The following is a 22,939-nucleotide window of genomic DNA, read 5'->3' as shown; positions in this document are numbered from 1 at the left end:
TGCTTGCCCTGAGTAGGTGGGCGTACCTGTACACCTCGGCCACCTGAGCGGGTGGGGTTGCTGCCGGTGATGCGCCTGGCCCAGGAGATCGGGTTGCGCGACCTGGTCGATGAGCGGTTGAGCGTGCCCACCGACAAGGGCGCCAACCCGGGGCTGAAGGTTTCCTCGCTCGTGGCCGGGATGCTCGCCGGGGCCGACAGCATCGACGACCTGGTCCTGCTGCGCCAGAGCGCGATGAGCAAGCTGTTCGAGGCCGTCTATTAGAGGGCTGGCACCGCACCGGTGGTCGACGAGGTCCCGGCATCCTCGGTTCCCCTGGCAGGGTCCGTGATGTCTACAGGATCGTTTGGCTCACCAGTCTTGGGGGTTGGTTTGGCAGTCGCCATTCGTGCCGGGCGTATGGGCTCCTCTTCCTTGTCGTTGAGGATGCCGTCCCCGTCGATGTCCGGGTCTTCCTCATTGAGCAGGCCGTCCCCATCCATGTCCGGGTCAACCTCATTGACGAACTTATCGCCGTCGAGGTTGTCGTCAGCCTCGTTGTCGATGCCGTCGCCGTGAGGTTCCCCCCGGACCGTGGAGGCATCGACAATAGGGATCGAGATGCCAGAGAAGCGGAAGAAGTACGACCGGGAGTTCCGTGAGGGAGCTGTCCGGATCGTCGAAGAGACCGGGAAGCCGATCGCGCAGATCGCGCGTGACCTCGGCGTGAACGAGGGCACCCTGGGCAACTGGGTGGCCCGCGCCAAGGAGGCCCGCGAGGGCCGTGACGGGCTGTCCCAGGACGACGTCGAGGAGCTCAAGCGGCTGCGCGCGGAGAACGCCGAGCTGCGGATGGAGCGTGATGTCCTCAAGCGATCTGTGGTCCTGTGGGTGAAGGAGGCGACGAAGTGAGCGTGGCACGCTTCGTCGCCGACCAGAGGACCAACTACCGAGTGCCACACACCGTGACGTGCCGGCTGCTCGGGGTCAGCCTGGCGTGGTTCTACAAGTGGCTGGCCCGCGCCACCGGGCCGTCAGCGATGAGCGGTCTGCACACTGCTCGAGACCGTCGCCGCGATGCCGTCGACCGGGCGGTGCGGGCGGTGTTCGCCAAGAAGCGCGGGCTGCATGGCTCGCCTCGCTTGGTCCACGATCTGCGCGAGGAGGGCTGGCAGGTGAGTGAGAAGACCGTGGCGGACTCGATGCGCCGCCAAGGCCTCATCGCGCGGCGGATCCGGCGTCGCAACGGTCTGACCAGGCAGGACAAGACGGCGCCGAAGTTCCCCGACCTGCTCAAGCGGGACTTCACCGCTGATCGCCCGAACACCAGATGGGTCGGGGATATGACCGAGATCCCGACCGTCGACGAGCACGCAGGCCCGGGTGCGAAGCTGTACCTGGCGACCGTGATCGACCTGTACTCCCGCCGGCTGCTCGGTGCTGCCACCGGGTTGCGCCCGGACGCGGAGCTGGCCTGCTCGGCGATCAAGATGGCCGTCGCTGCCCGCGGCGGGGTGGAGGCAGTCAACGGGTCCGGGTGGCGCAAGGACGAGGCCCAGCGGGTCATCTTCCACACCGATCGCGGCTCGACCTACACGGCGAACTCGTTCACCACGTTGTGCGCTCAGCTCGGAATCCGGCAGTCGATGGGCCGAGTCGGGTCGTGCTTCGACAACGCCGCAGCCGAGGCGTTCTTCTCCTCCCTGGAGTGGGAGGTATTGTCACGACACGAGTTCGAGAACACCCGCACCGCTCAAGCCGTTGTGCTGGACTGGTGCTACGGCTTCTACAACCACGACCGCCGACACAGCTCGGCGGGCATGATGAGTCCGATCGGTTACGAGAACACCGCGGCCCCCACCCGGAAAGCCGCATAAGGAAGCCCTCCACGATTCGGGGGGAACCACATGATCGTGGTTCCCCCAGGATGTCGCGGGCAGCGACGGAAAGATCAAGCAACGGACCGAAGGCATCAAACATCGGTGTGCGCGTAGGAGCACGGACAATCCTCCTGAGGATACGTCTTCGCTCCCGTTAATGCGGTGTAGGGCGGGGACGCAACGCTGTATGACGCGCAGAGCTGCCGCCCTCTGATTCGAGGTTCCTGAATCGGTGGCAAAGTGGCGCTGATGCAACTCACTTGACGCGGTAGACCTCGGTGTCACGGCGCCAAATCGTGGTTCAGGTGGTGCCGTGGCAACCAGGATGGTCCACTCCTGTCAGTCGATCAGGTTGGTGAGGCCGGGGGCGAGCAGCAAGACGGTGGGCACGGTGATGAGCGCAGCGGCTGCGCTGATGACTGTTGCCTTTGGTCCCGCCGGCAAGGGTGTGGCTTCCAGTCGCAGGATGCGCTGACGGGCGTCCTCGACAGGGGCCGCGCCTGTCCAGGTGCCTTGGATGCGGTGCGGGGGAGCAGCGGATCCACTGGTGCTGACGAGGGCGACGGCTCGGGCGAGGGAGCGGTCGTCGATGCTTCGGCGGGCGTGGTCGTCGGCGAGCATCTCAACGAGGACCCCGACTTCGCGGTGGGCGCGGTCGGCGATGGGAAACCAGGGCAGGGAAGCCTTCCAGGCGCGGAACAGCATCAGCACGATGTCATGGCGCTGGGTGGCATGTGCCCTTTCGTGCTCGATCACCGCGTCCAGCTCGTCCTCATCGAGCAGCGACAGCAGCCCGGCAGAGAGCACGGTCATCGTGGTGAACGCCCCGGGGAGGCAGTAGGCGACCGGGGCGGGGTTGTCGAGGAGCCGGGTGCCGGGGGCGTCGGGCAGCGGTGTGCTCAAAAGCAGGACCAGCTGGGCATGGCGGCGGCGATCGCGTTCGGCGCGCACAATCGTGACGACCAGGTTCAGCAGCAGATGCCCGCCGAGCAGAACTGCTCCGGACAGCGCGAGGATGTGCACCGGCCTTGCCGGGCCCCATGGCTGATCTCCCAAGAAGCTGGTGGCGAAGCTGATGCCGCCACTGACCAAGTCCGGCCCAAAAGGGGCCAAACCGAAGGTGAGCAAGGCCCCGAGCATCGACAGCCCGCCGGCCAGGGCGACGGCCTGCCAGAGCACCAGTGCGGTGGCGGGGGCGCGGGTCGGCCACTTGGCGTGCGAAAGCAGGATCGGGACGGGCCAGGCCAGGGCGAGGGCAAATGCGGCCAGGGCGAGCGAGGTGCTGATCACATGGACTCAGTGGTCGTCGAGGAGGCGCCGCAGAGTTTGTGCTTCCTCGGAACTGACGCCTCCGACGAAGCGTGCAAGCACAGCGGCCCGGTCGTTGGCTGTTCCCAGGACCTCGTGCATGAGGTTGGCCATGTGCTCCTCCCGGGAGGCCGCAGCTAGGTAGCGGTGGGGGCGGAAGGTGCGTTCTCGTGTGACAAAGCCTTTGCGCTCCAGGCGGGACAGGACGGTCAGCACAGTGGTGGCGGCGCGGGGCCGGCCGCTGTCGGTGGTTCCGGTCAGCTGGTCCTGGAGGTCGTAGGCCGACAGGGGGGTGTCCGCCTGCCAGAGGATCTCCATGACGGATCGTTCCAGGTCACCCAAGGAGGTTGCGCGTTTCGAGTCGTTGACTGCCACCAGCTGATTCTAGCGGACCGACCCACATGTTCTACAGTGGTGTAGAAATATTTCTACGAGTCGTAGAACTATTTTTACACCACTGTAAAAACGCTTGGGGGACAACCCATGGATCCGTTGGAGATCGCCCGGTGGCAGTTCGGGATCACCACCGTCTACCACTTCGTGATGGTCCCGCTCACGCTCGGGCTGGGGCTGCTGGTGGCGCTCATGCAGACGATGTGGGTGCGCACCGGCAACGAGCGTTGGCTGCGGATGACGAAGTTCTGGGGCAAGCTCTACCTGATCAACTTCATCATGGGCGTGGCCACCGGCCTGGTCCAGGAGTTCCAGTTCGGGATGGCCTGGAGTGAGTACTCCCGCTTCGTGGGCGACGTCTTCGGGGCACCGTTGGCGATGGAGGGCCTGCTCGCCTTCTTCTTCGAGTCCACCTTCCTGGGCCTGTGGATCTTCGGGTGGGACCGCCTGCCCAAGAAGCTGCACCTGGCCACGCTGTGGACCGCGGTGCTCGGCTCCGTGGTCTCTGCCTTTTTCATCATCGTCGCCAACTCCTGGATGCAGCACCCGGTGGGCGTGGAGATGGTGGACGGCCGCCCGGTGATGAACGACGTGTGGGCGGTGCTGACCAACAACACGGCCCTGGTGGCCTACTCCCATACTCTGGCCGGGTCCGTGGCAGTGGGCGCGGCGTTCCTGATCGGGGTCTCCTGGTACCAGCTGTGGCAGCGCCGCCGGGACAACATCGACACCGTCGACGACTCCGGTGCCGTGGTCGTGGGAGAGCGGGTCGATATTCCCGGCCGGGACCGGGTCGACCACGCGGTGTGGCTGTCCAGCCTGCGCATCGGTGCGGTGGTCGCCGCCGTCGCCTTTGGCGGGGTCGCCGCCACCGGGGATCTGCAGGGCAAGCTCATGTTCGACCAGCAGCCGCTGAAGATGGCCGCCGCTGAGGCGGCCTGCCACGACGGCACCAGCTTCTCGGTGCTGGCCGTGGGCCCGCTCGGAGCCCAGGACTGTGACCAGGTGACCAACGTCATCGAGATCCCGGGTCTGCTGTCGTTCTTGGCCCACGGGGACTTCGACACCGAGGTCAAGGGCGTGAACACCCTCATCCCACAGTACGAGGCCGCCTACGGCACCCACCTGCCTGAGGACCCCATGTACGGCGAACGGGCCGGCCAGAAGATCGACTACCTGCCCCTGATGGAGGTCACCTACTGGGGGTTCCGCCTGATGATCGGCTTCGGCATGCTCGCCGCCGGCTTCGCGGCGCTGACGCTGTGGATCACCCGGAAGGGCACCGTCCCGGCCTCCAAGCCTTTGATGTGGGTGGCGGTGGCCTCCATCCTGGCACCCTTCGGGGCCAACATCGCCGGGTGGGTGTTCACCGAGATGGGCCGGCAGCCGTTCGTGGTCGTCCCGAATCCCAACCCCAGTGGTGTGGACGGGGTGTACATGTACACCGCCGCTGCCGTGTCACCGGGAGTCAGCGGGGAGGAGATCCTTTTCTCCCTCATCACCCTCGGGTTGATCTACGCGGTCCTGCTGGTGGTGGAGACGAGGTTGCTCGTGCGCTACGTGCGCGGCGGGGTCGCCTCGGCCATGCCCGAGCTCGCCCACCGGGACGATGACCCCGCCCATCCCGAGGGCATGACCGGTCGGCGCGATGACGTGCTGGCCTTCGCCTACTGAGCCCGACGACCACAGAACGGCCCCTGACATGGAACTGCTTCCCACTTTCTGGTTCATCGCCATCGCGGTGCTGTGGATCGGGTTCATCATCCTGGACGGCTTCGATCTGGGCGTGGGCATGCTTATGCTCACCAGCACCCGGGACGAGCGCCAGCGCCGGCAGATGCTCAATACCATCGGCCCGGTCTGGGACGGCAACGAGGTGTGGCTGATCACCGCAGCCGCCGGGCTCTTCGCCGCCTTCCCCGACTGGTACGCCTCCTTGTTCTCCGCCCTGTACGTCCCCTTCGTGTTCGTCCTGGCCGGGCTGATCTTCCGGGCGGTGTCCATCGAGTACCGCGGCAAGGTCCACAGCGACCGGTGGCGGCGGTGGGTCGACCGGGCACTGGGGACGGGGTCGTTCCTGGTCGCCTTCGGGCTGGGTGCTGCCTTGGCTTTGACCACCACGGGCCTGCCGCTGGACGCCAACGGCGACCGTGTCGGCGGGGCCTTCGCCTGGTTCACGCCCTACGCGCTGCTCGGCGGACTCGCCCTGGTCGGGTTCTGCCTCGTGCACGCCTCGGCCTTCCTGGGGCTGAAGACCGAGGGACCGGTCCGGGTGCGTGCCCGCCGGTTCCTCCTGCGTTTCGGCCCGGCCGCGCTGGTGCCGCTCACCGTGTGGGTGCTGGTCGTTCAAGTGCTCCACGGCAAGGCCTGGACCTGGCCGCTGGTCGGTGCCGCGGTCCTCGCGGCGCTCTTCGGGTGGACCAGCGCCCGCCTGGGCCGGGAAGGCCGCGCCTTCGCCGGCTCCGCCGCACTGCTGTTCTGCGGCCTCACCTCGATCTTCGTCAACGTCTACCCCGTGGTCCTGCCTTCCACGATCGACCCCGCCCACCACCTGACGGTGGCCAACGCCTCCAGCAGCGACTACACCCTGGGGGTCATGACCGTCGTGGCCGCCATCGGCTTGCCCTCGGTGATGCTCGCTCAGGGCTGGAGCTACTGGGTGTTCCGTCGGCGCCTGACCACCGGCCATCTGCCCGCCCCCCACCCCGTCCTTCCCGCCGTTGCCCCGAAACTCGCCGCGGGTACCCGACGTGAGGGTGTGCCGGGGACGGGCGCGGACGGGAACAGGCAGGCATGAAACGTCCCCCGCTGGGCCCCGGCGGTGCTGCCACAGTTTTCACCCTCGGCCTCCTCGGAGCGCTCAAAGCCCTGGCTCTGATCGGCGTGGCCGAAGCCCTGGCCCGCGGCATCGTCGGGGTCATCGCTCATGACACGGCGGCCTGGCACCGGGCTCTGCTGGTCGGGGTCGGTGCTGGGCTGCTGCGTGCCGGAACCATCTGGGCCACCCAGGTCGTCGCCGTCCGCGCCGCCGGGCGGGCGAAGCGGGGGCTGCGCCGAGAACTCGCCACCCGCCTCCTGGCCGGGGGCGGCCACGACGTCGGCGCCACGACCACCGTGGGCACCCTCGGCCTCGACGCCCTCGACGACTACTACGCGCGCGTGCTGCCCTCGGTCACCGCCGCCGCCACCGTGCCCCTACTGGTGGGGGCGAGAATTCTGGCGGCCGACTGGGTCAGCGCCCTCATCATCGTGCTCACCGTGCCCCTGATCCCGGTGTTCATGGCACTGATCGGGCTGCACTCCCAGGACAAGGCCCAGGAGTCCTCCGCCGCCCTTCAACGACTCTCCCATCACCTGGTCGAACTCGCCCGTGGACTGCCCGTCCTGGTGGGTCTGGGGCGGATCGAGGAGCAGGCTGCGGCGCTGCGCGATGTTTCCGAGCAGCACCGGCACACAACCATGGTGACCCTGCGCACCGCGTTCCTCTCCGCGCTCGTGCTCGAGCTGATCGCCACGCTCTCCGTCGCCGTCGTGGCGGTGTTCGTCGGCGTGCGCCTCGTCTACGGTGACCTCGACCTCCTGGTGGGACTCGTGGCCCTCATCCTCGCCCCGGAATGCTTCGCTCCCTTCCGCGACCTCGGCGCCGCCTTCCACGCCTCCCAGGACGGCATCGCGGCCCTGCACCGCTCCCGTGAGCTCGTCACCGAGCCCCCGGCCCCCGACATCCGCAGGCCGACGCCACCGGACTCGAGCCCCGCAACGATCAACTCCCAGCCGGACACGCCAGCGGACCAGGCACCCATGGTGCGGATCAGTGGGGTGGTCGTGCGCTACCCAGGACGGCTCTTCCCAGCAGTATCCGGTCTTGGCGCCGAGATCCCTTACGGAACGATCGCCAGCGTCGAAGGCCCCAGCGGCAGCGGCAAATCCACCCTGCTCGGGGTCCTCGCCGGAACCATCGAAGCCCAAGACGGAACCATCCACGGGATCGACCCGGCTGCAGTGGCCTGGGTGCCTCAGCACATTCACACCGTCGGTGAGACCGTCCTCGACGAGATCCAGCTCTACGCCCACGACACCGCTTCCGCCCACCACACCCTCGCCCGAGTCGGACTGACCGAGCTGGCCGAGGCGGACCCGAACCAACTCAGCCCCGGGGAACTGCGCCGCCTGGGCCTGGCTCGGGGCCTGGCCCGCATCACCGCCGGGGCCCGGCTGCTGCTCCTCGACGAGCCCACCGCCCACCTCGATCCCACCAACGCGCACCGGGTCGAAACCCTCATCGACGCCCTGCGCGGCACCACCACCGTGATCCTGGCCTCCCACGAAACCGAGATCACCGCCCTCGCCGACCAGAAAGTGCTCCTGGGGCAGCCCGCCAGCCCCCGCGGGGAGGGGGCGCATCGCCGACCAGGAACCACCGCCCCGGAGGAGCAGTCGGTGCCTGATCGCCAAGCTGAGGCGTCCCACCCTTCACTCGCCGAGACCTCCGGTGGTGCGTTGGGCGAGCTCGCGGCGTTCCTCGCCTCCACTCGCTGGCGCATGCTGGGGGCCGCGGCCCTGGGTACGGCCTCGGCCCTGTTCGCCGCCGCCCTCACCACGCTGTCGGGCTGGCTGATCGTGCGCGCCAGCGAGCAACCGGGAATCATGTACCTGATGGTCGCCATCGTCGGCGTCCGCTTCTTCGGCATCGGCCGTGCCCTGCTGCGCTACGCCGAGCGACTGGCCACCCACGACGCCGTCCTGTCCGCCACCACCGAGCTCAGGTCCCGGATCTGGGCCGGGCTTGCTACCCGTGGTCTGGCCTCCCGGGCCCTGGCCACCGGCGGGGCCGCACTGGAGCACCTGGTCGAGGCCGCAGACCGGGTCCGTGACCTGGCCCCGCGGGTCCTGCTGCCACCGATGGCCGGGGCCGGCACCGCCCTGGGGGCTGTCGTCGCCGTCTTGGCCCTGTGCCCCATCGCGGTGCCCACGCTCCTGGTCGCCGTCCTCGGCGGGCTGCTCGCCGGGCCCGTCGCGGCGCTGCTGGCCGACCGCTCCGCGGCCCGCCATCTCACCGTGGTGCGCTCCAGGGTGATCCGCCGCTTCGCCGCGATGGTCTCCGCCTCCGGTGAGCTGCGCGCCAACGGTCGAGCCAAGGACATGCTCGCCCGGCTGGATGACCTCGAGCAGCGCGCGGACACCGCGGCCCGCTCCAGTGCCTGGGCGCGGGGCCTGGGCGAGGCCGTCGTGGTGCTGGCCTGTTCCCTCTCCTCCGTGCTGATGCTGGCAACCACCGCCGAAGCCCTGGCGGCAGGCACGATTTCCGCACCGGTCGTCGCCGCGCTCGTGCTGCTGCCCCTGGGTCTGATCGATCCGCTGCTGGGCGCGGTCGATGCGGTACAGCAGTGGCCTGCGCTGGCCCAGTCGCTGCGCAAGGTCCATGCCGTCACTCCCACAACCACCCGCCATGAGCGGCCTCAGCCCCCCACCGGGGCGGTTCCGACTCAAGTCCAAGAACTGACGCTGGCCGACCTGGCCGTCACCTGGCCGCAGGCGCCGGCCCCGGCATTCCGCCACCTCCAGGCCACCGTGCGCCGCGGCCAGTGGCTCGTCGTTGAAGGTCCCTCCGGCTCAGGCAAGTCCACCCTGCTGGCGACCCTCCTCGGCCACTTGCCCGCCGCGGAGGGCTCATGGCAGGTCAACGGCTCCGACAGCACCACCTTCAACGCCCGGCAGCTGCGGCGACGCTTCGCCTGGTGCCCCCAGGAGGCGCACCTGTTCGACTCCACCATCCGCGGCAACCTCCTGCTCGCCCGGGGGAAAGACGATCGGCCCACCGATGAGGACCTGCGCGAGGTCCTCACCCGCGTGGGCCTGGACTCCTTCATGGACGGATTGCCCCAGGGCCTGGACACACCAGTCGGGCCCAGCGGAGGGAGTCTCTCGGGAGGCCAACGACAACGCATCGCCGTCGCCAGGGCGCTGCTCACCCGTGCCGACGTCCTGCTTCTCGACGAACCCACCGCTCACCTCGAGGCACCCGCTGCCCACGCGCTGATCTCCGACCTGCGCTCAGCACTGTCTGACCGCGTCGTCGTGCTCGTGACCCACCACGCCGAACAACGTACTGGAGCAGACGTCCACCTCCGCCTACCAGGGGTGCACCCGCACTCCGCACCGCAGCCCAGTGACCATGCGCAGGCCAGAAACGGCGACCGGTCACTGACGCGTGTTCCCTGACCGGTCCCGCCAACGCGACCGATCTCAGGCGCTCCAGATGGGATACACCCCTTCCGGGGACTCTCCTCAACCCGTCCTCAGCCCCCGACGCCCGGCCGGCCTGCGCTGGCGCGGGTGGATCCACAAGGCTCCGAGGGGACGTCATGGTGAATAGGACTGTCACATCACGAGACTGCTGGACTTTCTCACGCTGTCGGGGCGCTGGAAGTGTCGGTACCGGTGCTCGCTGTGGCGTCTTCGGCGGGCGGCACGGTGGCGGGGCGGGGTGCGCGGCCCAGATCCACCACACGGTAGATCAGACCCGCCACCAGGCCCCCCAGCAACGGGGCAACCCAGAACAGCCACAGCTGGGACAGGCTCTCAGCACCACCGATGACCGCGGTGCCGGTGGAGCGGGCCGGATTCAGCGATCCGCCGTCGAAAGGCGCCAGGATGGTGAGCAGGAAGGCGAAGGTCGCCCCGATCGCCACCGGGGCCAGTACCGCGTTGGCCCGCGGGGCGGTCGAGCCCAGGACCACGAGGACGAACAGGGTCGTCGCCACGAACTCGATCAGAAGCACGGTGGGCCAGCCGGCTTGGGAGGTGGAGTTCTCCCCGTAGCCGTTGGCCACCGCACCCAGGGCTTGGGCGGTGGTGGAGGCATCGATCAGTGTCATCAGCACCGCCCACAGCAGGCCCACCGCGACCAGTGCTCCGAGCACCTGGGCCACCACGTAGCCGAGGGCGACCTTGGTCGGAGTGCGCCCGGCCACGACCGCCGCCAGGGTCACTGCTGGATTGAAGTGTCCCCCGGAGACGTGTCCGAAAGCCACCAGTACCGCCAGCAGCGCCAGCCCGAAGCCCAGTGCGGAATCGATCACCGCGGTGGCGAAAATGCCCGTGCCCAGCCCGGCGAAGACCAGCACGGTAGTACCGGCGAACTCCGCCGCCCACCGGGCACCGGCCGACGGGGCCGGGGTCACCCCGCCGGTGACGGAATCTTTGCGCACCGCATCCGGGACCGGGGCCACCAGATTCTGGAAGTCGGGGGCGGCCGTGTCCGTAGCACGGGCAGGCGCGGTGGATCCCATAACAGCGGGTCCCGAGGCGTTGTCGGTCATAGGGGGTTCTCCTGCAGGTCGCTCGACACGGCAGTGCCAAGATGGTGGGTCAGCAAGTCCGGGCGTGGGTGCCGGTGCCATAGGACCACGGTTTGCTGAATGGTTCTTGAACACGGGCCCAAACGTGTTGATCCCACAGCCGGTCCTTGCTGGTTGGTCGCTTCACTGTCGGCGAAGGGGTGGTTCCGCCTGTTGAAGGACTCCTTGGTGGGGCTCCCTGGTGGGTCCGGCTCCAGCGAGGGCCAGCCCATCGGGTCGGAAATGGCCGGGACGACGGGCAGGGAGGTGATGACTCTGCCACCCCACCGGTCCTGGACGGGGGGAGGAGTAGGGACTGGGACGGCGGTCGGCCTGATCGGGTGAACGAGTCAAGAGCACCCGGTCGGGCTGATCACCGCAGGTCAGTGCAGACTCAGGGCTGTGGTGGTGATCTCGGAGATGCCGATCTGGTCGATCAGTGCCGGAAGGTCCTCGGCCTCGGGTCTGAAGCCCAGCAGCGGCACGGTGGAGCCGGTGTGGTCCTGGGACTTTTCGGTCGGGGAGGTGGCGTAGTGGAGATTCATGCGCCCACCGTCGGTGGTGGCTAAGGTCGCCGTCGCGCCGGCGGACCGTCTCAGGCTGCCTTCACCAGGTCAGGTCGTGGCAGCCGGGCCGGTCGGCGGGTTCTACCTGCAAGGTGGCGTGCTCGATCGCGTACCGTTCGCGCAGCACGTCCTGGGCGCCGACGAGTACCTCCTGGTGGTCCGCGCCGGGGGCCGCGACGAGGTGGGCGGTGGCCACGTTCATCCCCGAGGTCAGCGTCCACAGGTGCAGGTCGTGGACCTGGGCCACCCCGCCGACGTCGCCGAGGGTGGCCGCAACGGTTTGGGGATCGATGCCGGCCGGGGCGTGCTGGCCGAGCACGGCGAGCACCTGCCGTCCGAGGGTCAGCGCCCGGACGATGACGAAGACCGCGATGAGGGCGGCCACGACAATGTCCCAGATCGGATTTCCCGTGAGGATGATCAGGGCGCCGGCGATCATGACGCCCACCGAGCCGGCGGCGTCGGCCACCACCTCGAAGTAGGCGCCCTTGACGTTCAGGCTGTCCTTGGACCCGCTGCGCAGCAGGAGCATGGAGACGATGTTGATGACCAGCCCGATGAAGCCGACGACGAGCATCGTCCCGGAAGTCACCTCGGGGGCCTCGCCGAACCGGCCCATCGCTGAGACGATGACGTAGGCGCCGACACCGAGCATGATCAGCACGACCAGGCCGGAGGCGAAGATCTCGGCCCGGTAGGAGCCATACGTGCGCCGGCCCGTGGTGTCCGGTCTGGTGGCGATGTGGGTGGCCAGCAGTGTGCTGGCCAGGGCCACCACGTCGGCGGCCATGTGGCCGGCATCGGAGATGAGCGCCAGGGAATTGGAGACCAACCCGGCGACGAGCTCGACGACGAAGAAGGTCGCCGTCAGCGCGAACGCCGCAGCCAGCCGCCGGCGATAGCGCCCACCCGCGTGCCCTGCGGTGGGCATGGCCGGCCCGTGGCTGTGCCCGGCGCCCATCAGGAGCTCCCCTCGTGCCGGGTGTGCTCGCGGCTGAGATCGAGCAGCATCCGCACATGAGCATCGGCGAGACGGTAATACACCATCCGCCCGTCCCGTCGGTTCTCGACGACCCCGGCAGTGCGCAACAGGCGCAGGGCCTGGGATACCGCCGTCTCCGGGACCTCCACCGCGGCGGAGAGGTCGCACACGCACAACTCACCGGCCTCGAGCAACGCGTAGAGGATCCGCACCCGACGCGGGTCGCCGAACAACCTGAACATCGCGGCGAGCTGCACCGCCTCGGCGTGCTCGGGAATGTTCTGCCGGGTCAGCGCCACCTTGTCGGGGTGGGCCGCGACGACCACGCAAGTCTCCAGCGGGGTGACCTGAACCATGAGACCTCCTCACATCTGACTAGATCTGCATATGTTATCCCATGGGGCATCTTCCGGTACCCAGGGCCAGCGCCACCTTCACCCAGGGGCGCAACCGATGCCGGAGCGGTCATGCCGCCAGCCCCTCGATGGCCGGTCAGGGTCTCCGGCAGTCTCCAGGGCCTGAGCCCTTTGAGCATCTGCATCGGGCGTCGCGGACTGGTTCACGTCGTGTGGATGGTGCGCCTTGTCCGTCCCGGGCTCATCCTGGCCGGACATGCGCGGCGCATCTGCGGGCTGCCCCCTTCACCGCCTCGTCCAAGCCGACCCTGACCCCGCGCACGTGCCCATCCTCGTCGCATGAGCGCAGCCTTGCGGTGGAAGGGCCTATGCAGGTGCCCTGCTGGTCAAGGGCGGCGTCCTCGTGTGCTGTCTCGGGTACCCGAAATGTTTGCTGGCCTGCCGATTGGCTCCGACGGCTGGTTGCCAGGCGGCGGAACGGGCGCATCCTGACCACGACGGGCCCGGAGGGCCGGGGCGTCACGTCGTCGTGGCTACCGGAACGGTGGCCCAGCAGGGGCCGACCGACTGTCGAAGGCGCTGTGCATTGCTATGTGTCCGGCGGAGATGTTGTTGGTGTCCGCTACCGATGTCGCCGGCGTGATGGGGACCAGCTGCTGTTGCAGCTGGGTCCGGGCTCAGTCTTCGCGACGACCGGGGGTGAGGACGAGCCCGCGCCCGGCGCCGGCGGTCCGGGCCAGGGCCCGCTCCAGCGGGCCTTGCCCGTAGGCGCGTTGCCAGGCCACGGCGAACACCGCCGCCCCGCCTGCGTGGATGAGGAACCACAGCATGGGCACCTCGTAGTGCACCATCGCGGCCAGGGCCAGCAGGTGGGCCGTGTAGAGGGTCAGGGTCATGGAACCGGCAGCACTGAGCGGCAGCAGCCAGGCGCCGGATTTCCGCCCGATGAGCAGGAACGCCCCCAGCACGGCTGTGCCGGAGCCGAGGCCGTAGAGGATGGCGATCGGGGTGTTGGTGTGCGGGCCGGGGATCAGCATCCACCACCACGTGGTGTCGGGCAGGACGGGGTCGGGGCCCCAGATGAGGATCTCGTCGATCTGCTCGTGGCTCAGCGACGGGGTGGAGCTCATCAGTTGGTCGTAGCCGCCGGCCTGGAGGATCAGCACCCAGTAGACCAGCCACGCGGCCAGAGCCAGGATCAGACCGGCTACGAGCAACCGGCCCTGGACGTGCAGGGACCGCAGGTTGAGCCGGCCGATGGCTATGCCGGCGAGCAGGTAGGTCAGGTACGGGAACGCGGGGTAGGTGCCGGTCAACAGCACCTGGGACAGCACGGTGCCGGGGTCGGTGAGCACCCCGGTGATGGTGGGGTTGTAGGTCTCCATCTCCGGTAGCGCGTCGCGCAGGGACTGCATCAGCACGGGGGCGAGCACGGCGTTGACCCCGGCGAGGACGAACAGGGTTCGTGCGGGCAGGTGCAGGAAGGGGATGGCCAGCAGGAAGAACACCCCGTAGTAGATCAAGATGTTGTAGGCCGGCGGGTCCTCCGGCATCACCTGGTTGACGAGCAGACCCAGCACGGTGATCAGCACGGCCCGGACGAGCACCCCCACCCGGTCAGCCGTCATCGTCCGGCCCCGGTGGGGTGTGCCTGCGCCGGTGGAGAAGGCCAGGCCGACCCCGGCCAGCAGGGCGAACAGGGCCGCGGCCCGGCCGGCGAAGAGCTGCCACTGCAGGGTGACCTCGTAGGTCTCGGGGTCCCAGGCGGGCAGAATGTGGATGGAGAACATCCCCAGCAGGGCCAGACCCCGGGCGGCGTCGACCCCCACCAGCCGTGGCTTCTTCACCAGCGGGAGCTCTGAGCCCCCTGTTGGTCCCCGCGTCCCCGAGTTCGGATGGTGGACGTTGACCATGCTGGTGCGTTCCTTCTCTCGGCTGTACCGGCGGGCCCCCGCCCACCGGTCCGGACCTCCGGGCCCTGTCTATCTCCATCCGACCAGGACGGACTTTCCCAGGCTTATCCTTTTCCTGTGTCCTGGCTGTGGAAGCAGCTCCAGTCGCCAGTGCCTGCCGCGAGGCTTGCGGACGGTTTTCTCCGGCCCCGCCACCATCAGCACCACGGACGTGCACCAGGTTCAGAACCGGTGGAGATGGTCAACGATCGGGTTTTCTACGCCCGGGGAGGAGTTGTCCTTGGCCAGACGATGTCCTGCAGACCACCGGGGACCACGCACCGGGTGACGGCAGGGACCGGCCGCGTCGGCGTCTTTGCCCGCCCCGACCGGCTCCGGTCGGCGGCTGATGCCTGTGGGGCTAGCGGTTCTCGGTGCGCTGCTGCAGCTGATCCAGGTAGGCGTTGTAGGCATCCAGATCCGGGGTGCCCCTGACGGCGGTTTCGGCCTCGTCGCGGGCGGCTTTGCGCGCATCGTCGCGGTGCCACTGGCTCATGATGAACAGCAGGATCAGCACGGACGGTAATTCGCCGTAGGACCAGGCCAACGAGCCGGCCAGGACCTGATCGGCCATCGGGTCGAGATCCCAGCTGTCCGGCGGGGTGGCGAAGAAATCCACGACGGGCAGCGGAGCCATCATGACGATGACGCCGAAGAAGGCGTGCAGCGGCATCTCGGGGACAATGTCGGCCAAGCGACTGCCGTAGGTCTGCTTGGTCGGTAGTGGATCGGCCGACAGCAACGGAACGGTGAACAGGATCCCGGAGGCCAAGAACAGCAGTTCCAACCCGGTATGGCCGTACCAGGTGGGCAACAGCCGGTCGTCCAGCCCGCTGAGATACACCCCGTAGAAACTGACCAGGAACAACGGAACCAAAAAGGCGGGATGGACGGCGAACCTGCCCCACCGGGAACGCAGACCCCCCAGGGCCAGACGCAGCACCACGGCGCCGGGTCCGCGGTGGGGTGTGGCCCGCAGCAGCAGGGTGCCCGGGCTGCCCAGGACCAGCAGTGCTGGGACGATCATCATCAGGGTCAGCTGCTGGAACATGAACACGGAGAACATGCGCAACCCGTAGCCTTCGATTCCCGCGCCCATGATGAGCGCGGTGGCCGCGCACCCGGTGAGAAAACACAGGGTCCGCCATACCGGCCACCGCCGGCGTGCTGTCCACAGCCGGGCTGCTCCGGCCAGATACAGCACAGCCAGCACCAGCGCGATGGCCGGGATGAGCGGAACCGGTTGCATCGTGGGAGCCAGGAAGTTCTCCAGGCTCGGGGGCTCGATCGGAACCCAGACCGGGCCCTCCACGCTGCGGTCAACCATGGTCACGGAAAGCATCGACTGCCATGGCCGCATTTTCGCACGCCACAGAACGGTCCCGGGGTCCTGATCGGGCCCTGAGCCCAGGACCGGTCCGAGAGGGGCGGGCGTGCCCCACCGGCCCCGTCCCTGACTTCCATGGGATCTTGGAGGTGGTGGCCGAAGAACCCCGGTGGATTCCGATCACGGCGCGCAGCGGGGCCGAGCCTGGAGACCGGTTCACGTCTGAGCCCGTCAGCTTTTGCACGGGCCCGGCCACGTGTGCTGATCCTGGTGTGCGGATGGGGATCATGATGGGGTGCGGCGCTCGGCCAGCAGGTCCTCCATGTAGTCGATCTCGGAGGTCTGGCTGGTGGCGATCGACTGCGCCAGGGACGTCACCACGGGATTCTCGGTGCGCTCCAGGATGGCCTGGGCCATGGTCGCACCTGCCTGGTGGTGAGGGATCATCAACTCGAGGTAGAGCCGTTCAGCTTCCCGGCCTTCGGCGTCCTCCAGCTGGTCCAGCTGTTCGGCGGTGGCCATACCCGGCATTCGCGCATCCAGGCCCGGGGTCGTGGAGTCCATGCCGGGCATGGACGTGTGGTCCTGCGCGCCGTCGTCCATCCAGGCCATGGTCGGCTGGGGCGAGGCCTGGGGCAGCCCCCACACGGAGAGCCACCCGTACATCTGCCCGGCCTGTTGCTGCTGGGTGCGGGAGATGTCGTAGGCCAATCGGCGGATCTCCGGATCCTCCGTGCGGTCCCGGACCAGGGAGCTCATTTCCACCGCTTGCAGGTGGTGGGTCTGCATGTCGCGGGCGAACCCGGCTTCCGGGCTGCCCTCCGCCGGGGTGGACGACGTTGGAGCGCTCAGCTGCCCCACCGCCCAGCCGGCAGCTGCCAGTAGCACGGCCGCCAGCACCAGCAGGACCCACCGTCCCCGGTGCCCTGCCACGCTCCTGGAGGCGGCGCCGGTGCTGGTGCTCACGCGACCCGGCTGGGGGCATCGATGCCACCGGTGCAGGACGCCCCGGGCTCCGGGGCCTCGGGGGACTGCCAGTACTTGGTCACGAACTGCTCCAGGCGCTCATCCTTGGGGGAGTCCACGGCCACCTGAGCCCCCCACGCCGAGACCATTATGGGGGCGCCCAGATCCTCGTAGGGGGAGAGCACCACGTAGGTGTCGGGGACAGCCTGGCGCAGGGCCTCCACCTGGTCCTCGGACAAGGCGGAGGGGTCGTAAGCGGCCCACACCGCCCCATGCTCCAGGGCGTGCACAGCGTTCTCCTCGGGCACCGGCTCCGTGTAGACCCCGCAGTTGAGCCAGGCACTGGCATGGTCCCCGCCCACCGGGGGCGCCTGCTCGTAGTCCACCGCGGCCTCCACATGGGAGTTGCCGAGGTCGCCGAAGGTCTGCAGCCCGGCGATCTCGATGTCCTCCCGCGCCTGGGGCGGGGGATCGTTGATCACCGCGACGGCCACTAGAGCTGCGACCGCTGCGACAGCGGTCACCGCACCCGCTCCCGCCAGGACCCGCCGCCTACGGGTGGCCCGGGCATCGGCCGCCCAGTGCTGATCCAGCAGCGCAGCACGTTCCTGCCGCGCCCGCTCCGGGTCCGTACCATCCGCCATGCGGTCTCCTCCAATGGACCAAAAAGGGTCTTGCTCCTCCTGAACGGGCAGGACGCTAGCGCACTGTGCTGGGTCTTTCCTGCACGGCCTTCTTCGGAAGATCGTCGACCACCCACCCCTGAACACGTTGACGAGGATGCCCGCTCGGGCGAACTGGGCATCGACGGGGCCGGGAAGACGACGACGGCCGCGGCGCTGGTGGCGGCGGAGCGGCAGGCGGGACGGGAGGTGATCGTGCTACGCAACCGGTCCGGTCGCCGTTGGCTGGCACGCACCTCGGCACGCGTCGGGGTGGAGGTGCCGGTGCGGTGGGCGGACCGGTTCGAAACCGGAGTGCGCACCGTCAACGTCCTGGTCTGCCAGGTGCGTGCCGCACGCCGGGACGGTCTGGTGGTGATCAACCGCCACCTGGTGTGCCAACTGGTGCTGCGACGGGTCCGGGATCTGCCGCCGGGCCGGGTGCTGCCGTGGTTGGCGGTCACCGTGCTGTGCGGGGTTGTTGTGGTCGTTCTCGACGTCCCGGCCGAGACCGCCCATGCACGGATTCCTGCCCGCGGGCAGGATGCCGAGTCGCTGGAGTATCTGCGCGCGGCCCGGGCGAGAACCGCCACTGGGGCACCCAAGGCGGTTCTCGCCCGGCTCGCACGACTCACCGGAGCCAGCGCTCATCATTGAGCTTAAGTAAAGGCGGTGTGTAGATACCATCAAACATGGTTAATAACGGCTGCGCGCCCTATTTTCCGGGTTGGGGAAGAGATAACTTTCAGTGTGAGAACCCCCAGTTCTCATCGGCCGGTGCCCCGGGCAGTCCCTCGGGTCAGTGGTGTGAGGGTGCCCTGGTTCGGCCTCCCCTGAGTCAGGGCACCCTTTCGGACTGGACTGGCGCGGCCTTGGTGCGTTGCGGAGGCGGCGGCCTGTCGTTTCCGCCTGAATGCTGACCCTCGGGCGCCGGGCGGATTCAACGGTGATAAGGGGTCAATATTCGCTCGGCGTTGACACAGCCGGCGTGGGATCTTTCGCGCAGAACCCGGTAAGGCGGCGTCGGTTCTCCACTGTCGTTTGTGCCGCTCGTACGTGAGCCTGCCCTTTTCGTCGGCGGCTCACGCAATCTTCATGGGAACTTGAGAGTCCTGCGACCTGAGCTTTAGGCGCAGCACCCATCGTGAGGGCAATACAACTCCGGGTGCCCTACGGCCTCGGATGCGGCCACGGGTCGCACGCTTCGCCGGCCCTGGAGGGGCCGGCTCGATCAGGGGGAGTCATGAGCGCGATGTCACGGGCGGAGAAACCCGATCCAGCGGGACTGGATGATGCACTGATCCGGCCCACGAGCCGGTTGGTGGGGATCGACGCGGCGAGGGGGTTGGCGCTGATCGGGTTGATGGCCATCCATCTGCTGCCGGCCTGGAACGAGGAGACCGGGGAGGCCAGCTGGTCCTGGCGTTTGTTCTCCGGAGATTCGGCAGCGCTGTTCGCGCTGCTGGCCGGGGTCGGGCTGGCGCTGACCTCCGGGGGGCGTCACCCGCACCAGGGTCGGAAAATGACCGCTGACCGGATCGGGCTGCTGGTACGGGCGGTGCTCATCGCCGCTGTCGGTCTGTGGATCGGCACGCTGATGTCGGAGGACCCGCCGGCCTACAACATCTTGATCTACTACGGGGTGTTCTTCCTGCTGGCGATCCCGTTCCTGCACGCCGGCCCGAAGGTGCTGTTCATCAGCGCTGCGGTCTTCGGGATCGTGTCCCCGCTGCTGATGCAGGGCCTGCTCGATCAGCTGCCCGCCTGGAGCAACTACAACCCCACGCTGACCACCGTGCTCACCGAGCCCGGGGCCACGGCCTCCCAGCTGCTGCTGACCGGGACCTACCCGGCCCTGCCCTACATGACCTACCTGCTGGTCGGACTGGGGCTCGGCCGGTTGAACCTGCGCAAGCAGGAGGTCCAGATCCGGTTGCTGGTCGTCGGTGTCGGGGTCGTGATCTTCGCTCAGGCCGCCTCCTACTTCCTGCTCTACGCCTTCGGCGGCTACCAGCGGCTGCTGGCCGCCTCCTCGATGGGCGAGCACGAGTTGGAGGAAGTGCTGGTGTGGGGACCGGACTCGCTGCCGACCTCCACGGTGTGGTGGCTGGCGATCGCCACCCCGCACACCAACACTCCGCTGGCGATCGCGGCGAGCCTGGGCGTGAGCCTGGCCGTGCTCGGGGCCCTGTTGCTGATCGCCCGGAAGGCCGAGACGTGGCTGATGCCGCTGGCGGCGATGGGGGTCATGACCTTGACCCTCTACACCGCCCACCTGGTGGGCCTGTCCTTCGAGATTCACTACGACCAGCCCTACCTGTGGTTCGTGATCAATCTGGCTGTTGCGGCACTGTTCGCGGTGGCCTGGCACCGCGCCCTGGGCCAGGGCCCACTGGAGCGGGTCGTCAGCCTCAGCGTGAAGGGCACCCGCCGGCTCGTGCTCAACAGATCCTCCGGGGCCTCGCACGGGTAGACGACACTGCACCCCCCACGCGGGCCGTGCCTGCCACCGCAGCTGAACAGCTGCGGTGGCAGGCACGGCCCGTCGTTGTTCCCAGACCTTAAGCCCGGGGCCCTCAGTGTGGCTCAGCCGTTGGGCCGGTGGCGGGGCAGGTGGATCCGGAAGCTGGCCCCGCGCCCGGGGCCGGCGCTGGTGGCTTCCAGGGTCCCGCCCTGGGCCTCGATGAGGGTCTTGCTGATCGCCAGCCCCAGCCCGGAGCCGCCGCGGTGGGCCTCCCGTCCGGTGTTCGCGCGGTAGAACCGCTCGAAGACGTGCGGGAGGCTCTCAGAACTGATGCCCTCCCCGGAGTCGGTGACCGTGTAGGTGACCGCCTCCGGGGCGTGGTCGGTGTGCAGGGTGATGGTGCCCCCCGGCGGGGTGTGGCGCAGGGCGTTCTCCAGCAGGTTGCTCAGCACCTGGCCCATCCGCTCCGGATCCAGCGGGATCGGGGTGACGTCCATGCCGGTGCTCAGCGAGGTGATCGACACTCCCTTGCCGGCGGCGTCGGGCTCGATGGCCGCGACCGCCTGGTCCGCCAGGTGCTGGGGGTCCTGGGGGGTGAGCTGCATCCGGGTCATGCCTTCTTCGGCGGCGGTGAGCTGGCGGATGTCGCGGGCCAGGCGCTCCAGGCGGGTGATCTGGGCGTTGAGGATCCCGGTGGTGTGCCCGTCGAGTTCCACCACCCCGTCCTCGATGCCTTCCAGATGTCCTTTGAGACTGGCCAGCGGGGTGCGCATCTCGTGGGCCAGATCGGCCAGCATCTGGCGCCGGGTGGTGTCCACGGCGTCGAGCCGGGCGGCCATCTCGTTGAAGGAAGAGGCCAGGGAGTCGAACTCCGGGCCCAGCTTCGCCGAGGTGACCCGAACCTCATAGTTGCCCGCGGCGACCTCACCGGCGGCGGTGCTGAAGGAGGCCAGGGACCGCCCGATGGTGCGGTAGAGGTAGAAGGTCAGCAGCCCGGCGATGTAGAGGGCCGGCAGCCCGCCGATGACCAGGGCCGTGAGACTCACCGAGCGGAAGGCGTCCTGAAGGTGCACCAGCCCGGTGGCCGCATCGGCGTGACCGGCCTGAACGAGCTCGTGGTAGAACATGTTCGGCCCGATCAGCACCGCGGTCACGACCACGATGATCAGCCCGACGGCCAGCACCGCGGTCTGGGCCAGCATCAACCGCACCGTCAACGGACTCCAGGACCAGCGTCGGCCCGTCGAGGTGGTGGTGCTCATCGGCCGGTGCCCATCCGGTAGCCGACCCCGCGGATGGTGTGGATGAATTTCGGGTCGGTGGCCGTATCGCCGAGCTTCTTGCGGATCCGCCCGATGTGCACGTCCACCAGGTGCTCGTCCCCGGTCCAGTGCGTGTCCCAGACCATCTCCACCAGCTGCCGGCGAGAGAGCACCAGCTGCGGGTTGGTAGCCAGACACAGGAGCAGGTCGAACTCGATCCTCGTCAGCGCCACCGGCTCCCCGCCCAGATGCACTTCCCGGGCGGCCTCGTCCACCACCAGGTCCCCGATCACCAGCGCCTGGTCCTGACCCGCCGGCTCCGGGGCGGGGGCGGGCCGGGTGCGCACCCGGCGCAGCATGGCCTGGACTCGGGCCACGAGCTCACGCGGGCTGAACGGTTTGGTCACGTAGTCGTCGGCGCCCACCGACAGGCCCACGATCTTGTCGATCTCGTCGTCGCGGGCGGTGAGCATCAGCACGTGGCAGTCCGAGAAGGTCCGCACCTGACGGCACACCTCGATCCCGTCGATCCCCGGCAGCCCCAGGTCCAGCACCAGCACGTCCGGGGAGAAGTCGCGCACCGCGGCCACCGCCTGGTTGCCGTCATGGCGCACCGCGACCTGAAGGCCGGCCTTACGCAGATACTCCACGACCAGTTCCGCCAGGTCGACCTCGTCGTCGACCACCAGGACACGTCCGGGAGAGGGAATGGACATGACGCCTCCGTGGGTTCGTGGGGGTTGGGACGATTTCCCTGAAATGGAGTCTCCGATCGTGGTTCAGATGACGGATCCTTCACGAGGTTCACCCTTCCTCATTGCGCATCCAATCGTCTGCAGGTCCAGGTTGGCGACCGCTGTCATGGAAGATCTCGAGGTTCCCGGCGCCCCGATCATGGCGACCCACCAGGAGACGGGCGCTTGAGCCCCTTCGCGGGGCTCCTCGTGGCAACCACACGGCTCAGGTCTCCCTGCCCAGATTGGGGCTGGTTTTCCCGCGCCGTGGCCCTGCTCCTGCACATCTGGAGGCAGCCTTCGACGGGGTCCGTGGTGGCCTACGGGTGTCGGAGCGCAATGCACTGGTAGGTGGACACAAGGGCGCGTCCAACTGTGGAAGGCAGGGACATGCCCCCGGCCAGGGCAAAGTGTTGCTGGTGGAGTGTGTCGTGCAGACCACTTGCGTGGAGCGAGCGGGGGACTGGTGTCAGCTTTCTCGGGTGGCGATGGCGGCGTCGTCGACCGGGGACTGCTGCGGGGACTCCGCCGCCAGCTCCGGGTGGTGCAGGTCCAGGGCGGGACGCTCGGAGCGGATCCGCGGCAGCGAGGTGAAGTTGTGCCGCGGCGGCGGACACGACGTCGCCCACTCCAGCGATCCGCCGAACCCCCAGGGGTCGTCCACCTCGACCTTCGTGCCGTGGCGCCAGGTCGTGTACACGTTCCAGAAGAACGGGATCATCGACACGCCCAACAACATCGCCCCGATGGTGGAGATCTGGTTCATCC

At 68.5% G+C, this 22,939-nt stretch carries 20 protein-coding genes and 2 pseudogenes; 8 read left to right on the top strand and 14 right to left on the bottom strand.

Translation table 11 applies throughout. From position 1 onward, the window contains the following. Window positions 1-69: 69 nt before the first annotated feature. Window positions 70-261: pseudogene (locus tag PU704_RS17180) on the top strand (IS1380 family transposase); the annotation flags it as partial. Here PU704_RS17180 and PU704_RS17175 read toward each other — a convergent pair. After that, the gene (locus PU704_RS17175; protein ID WP_277552143.1) at window positions 261-719 is read right to left on the bottom strand and encodes a hypothetical protein; all 459 of its coding nucleotides are present in this window, start codon (window positions 717-719) and stop codon (window positions 261-263) included. The pseudogene PU704_RS17180 and the gene PU704_RS17175 overlap by 1 nt on opposite strands. Here PU704_RS17175 and PU704_RS17170 point away from each other — a divergent pair. Both PU704_RS17170 and PU704_RS17165 read left to right on the top strand, forming a co-directional pair. Continuing rightward, window positions 601-891, top strand: coding sequence for a transposase (locus PU704_RS17170; RefSeq protein WP_272027660.1), 291 nt, complete (start codon window positions 601-603; stop codon window positions 889-891). The two genes, PU704_RS17175 and PU704_RS17170, sit on opposite strands and share 119 nt — an antisense overlap. Then, complete coding sequence (locus PU704_RS17165) at window positions 888-1,856, top strand: IS3 family transposase (protein WP_272027659.1); 969 nt, start codon at window positions 888-890, stop codon at window positions 1,854-1,856. Before PU704_RS17170 ends, PU704_RS17165 begins: the two co-directional genes overlap by 4 nt. Window positions 1,857-2,198: 342 nt before the next feature. Here PU704_RS17165 and PU704_RS17160 read toward each other — a convergent pair whose 3' ends face one another. Beyond that, window positions 2,199-3,149 (bottom strand): M56 family metallopeptidase, encoded by a 951-nt coding sequence (locus PU704_RS17160; RefSeq protein ID WP_047804853.1) that lies wholly within the window; start codon window positions 3,147-3,149, stop codon window positions 2,199-2,201. Window positions 3,150-3,155: 6 nt separating this feature from the next. Beyond that, entirely contained in the window at window positions 3,156-3,542 is a 387-nt protein-coding gene (locus tag PU704_RS17155) for a BlaI/MecI/CopY family transcriptional regulator (RefSeq protein WP_255396363.1), read from the bottom strand. A 108-nt stretch (window positions 3,543-3,650) separates the two neighbouring features. On the opposite strand from PU704_RS17155, the gene PU704_RS17150 reads away from it, so the two are divergent. The 3 genes from PU704_RS17150 to cydD are packed head-to-tail and all read left to right on the top strand — an operon-like array spanning window position 3,651 to window position 9,782. Further along, window positions 3,651-5,234, top strand: a complete 1,584-nt coding sequence (locus PU704_RS17150) for a cytochrome ubiquinol oxidase subunit I (protein WP_047804855.1) — start codon at window positions 3,651-3,653, stop codon at window positions 5,232-5,234. Window positions 5,235-5,262: 28 nt separating this feature from the next. After that, window positions 5,263-6,357 (top strand): cytochrome d ubiquinol oxidase subunit II, encoded by a 1,095-nt coding sequence (cydB, locus tag PU704_RS17145; RefSeq protein WP_047804856.1) that lies wholly within the window; start codon window positions 5,263-5,265, stop codon window positions 6,355-6,357. Continuing rightward, window positions 6,354-9,782: a thiol reductant ABC exporter subunit CydD gene (gene cydD, locus PU704_RS17140; RefSeq protein ID WP_047804857.1), complete on the top strand. Its 3,429-nt coding sequence runs from the start codon at window positions 6,354-6,356 to the stop codon at window positions 9,780-9,782. The genes cydB and cydD overlap by 4 nt, the downstream gene beginning before the upstream one ends. Window positions 9,783-9,967: 185 nt before the next feature. Here the strand turns inward: cydD and PU704_RS17135 are convergent, their stop codons facing one another. From PU704_RS17135 to PU704_RS17100, 8 genes are all read right to left on the bottom strand, one after another. After that, window positions 9,968-10,882, bottom strand: coding sequence for an aquaporin (locus PU704_RS17135; protein ID WP_160310813.1), 915 nt, complete (start codon window positions 10,880-10,882; stop codon window positions 9,968-9,970). A gap of 401 nt (window positions 10,883-11,283) precedes the next feature. After that, window positions 11,284-11,445 (bottom strand): hypothetical protein, encoded by a 162-nt coding sequence (locus PU704_RS17130; protein ID WP_158041128.1) that lies wholly within the window; start codon window positions 11,443-11,445, stop codon window positions 11,284-11,286. 61 nt (window positions 11,446-11,506) lie between these two features. After that, entirely contained in the window at window positions 11,507-12,427 is a 921-nt protein-coding gene (locus PU704_RS17125) for a cation diffusion facilitator family transporter (RefSeq protein ID WP_047804858.1), read from the bottom strand. Continuing rightward, window positions 12,427-12,804, bottom strand: a complete 378-nt coding sequence (locus PU704_RS17120; RefSeq protein ID WP_047804859.1) for an ArsR/SmtB family transcription factor — start codon at window positions 12,802-12,804, stop codon at window positions 12,427-12,429. Before PU704_RS17120 ends, PU704_RS17125 begins: the two co-directional genes overlap by 1 nt. A gap of 677 nt (window positions 12,805-13,481) precedes the next feature. Next, window positions 13,482-14,651 carry a heparan-alpha-glucosaminide N-acetyltransferase domain-containing protein gene (locus PU704_RS17115; RefSeq protein WP_238986112.1) on the bottom strand — a complete coding sequence of 390 codons (1,170 nt, stop codon included), beginning with the start codon at window positions 14,649-14,651 and terminating at the stop codon, window positions 13,482-13,484. A gap of 466 nt (window positions 14,652-15,117) precedes the next feature. Then, window positions 15,118-16,083, bottom strand: a complete 966-nt coding sequence (locus tag PU704_RS17110) for a cytochrome c oxidase assembly protein (RefSeq protein ID WP_047804905.1) — start codon at window positions 16,081-16,083, stop codon at window positions 15,118-15,120. A 285-nt stretch (window positions 16,084-16,368) separates the two neighbouring features. After that, window positions 16,369-17,049, bottom strand: coding sequence for a DUF305 domain-containing protein (locus PU704_RS17105; protein WP_238986113.1), 681 nt, complete (start codon window positions 17,047-17,049; stop codon window positions 16,369-16,371). Beyond that, complete coding sequence (locus tag PU704_RS17100; protein WP_257879655.1) at window positions 17,046-17,573, bottom strand: DUF3105 domain-containing protein; 528 nt, start codon at window positions 17,571-17,573, stop codon at window positions 17,046-17,048. The genes PU704_RS17105 and PU704_RS17100 overlap by 4 nt, the downstream gene beginning before the upstream one ends. 57 nt (window positions 17,574-17,630) lie before the next feature. On the opposite strand from PU704_RS17100, the gene PU704_RS17095 reads away from it, so the two are divergent. After that, window positions 17,631-18,368 carry a thymidylate kinase gene (locus tag PU704_RS17095; RefSeq protein ID WP_238986115.1) on the top strand — a complete coding sequence of 246 codons (738 nt, stop codon included), beginning with the start codon at window positions 17,631-17,633 and terminating at the stop codon, window positions 18,366-18,368. A 586-nt stretch (window positions 18,369-18,954) separates the two neighbouring features. After that, window positions 18,955-20,184: a heparan-alpha-glucosaminide N-acetyltransferase domain-containing protein gene (locus PU704_RS17090; RefSeq protein ID WP_238986116.1), complete on the top strand. Its 1,230-nt coding sequence runs from the start codon at window positions 18,955-18,957 to the stop codon at window positions 20,182-20,184. A gap of 113 nt (window positions 20,185-20,297) precedes the next feature. On the opposite strand, the gene PU704_RS17085 is transcribed toward PU704_RS17090, so the two are convergent. The 3 genes and pseudogenes from PU704_RS17085 to PU704_RS17075 all read right to left on the bottom strand — a co-directional run. Next, on the bottom strand, window positions 20,298-21,437 hold the full coding sequence (locus PU704_RS17085; protein WP_047804864.1) for a sensor histidine kinase: 1,140 nt from the start codon (window positions 21,435-21,437) through the stop codon (window positions 20,298-20,300). Further along, window positions 21,434-22,153: a response regulator transcription factor gene (locus tag PU704_RS17080; RefSeq protein ID WP_047804865.1), complete on the bottom strand. Its 720-nt coding sequence runs from the start codon at window positions 22,151-22,153 to the stop codon at window positions 21,434-21,436. Before PU704_RS17080 ends, PU704_RS17085 begins: the two co-directional genes overlap by 4 nt. 487 nt (window positions 22,154-22,640) lie before the next feature. Beyond that, window positions 22,641-22,939: pseudogene (locus PU704_RS17075) on the bottom strand (aa3-type cytochrome oxidase subunit I); the annotation flags it as partial.

It is taken from the genome of Kocuria oceani (assembly GCF_029524215.1).
In the GTDB taxonomy this organism is placed as follows: domain Bacteria; phylum Actinomycetota; class Actinomycetes; order Actinomycetales; family Micrococcaceae; genus Kocuria; species Kocuria oceani.
Note: the sequence above shows the minus strand (reverse complement) of the source record. Positions and strands in the feature narration are given on the sequence as shown.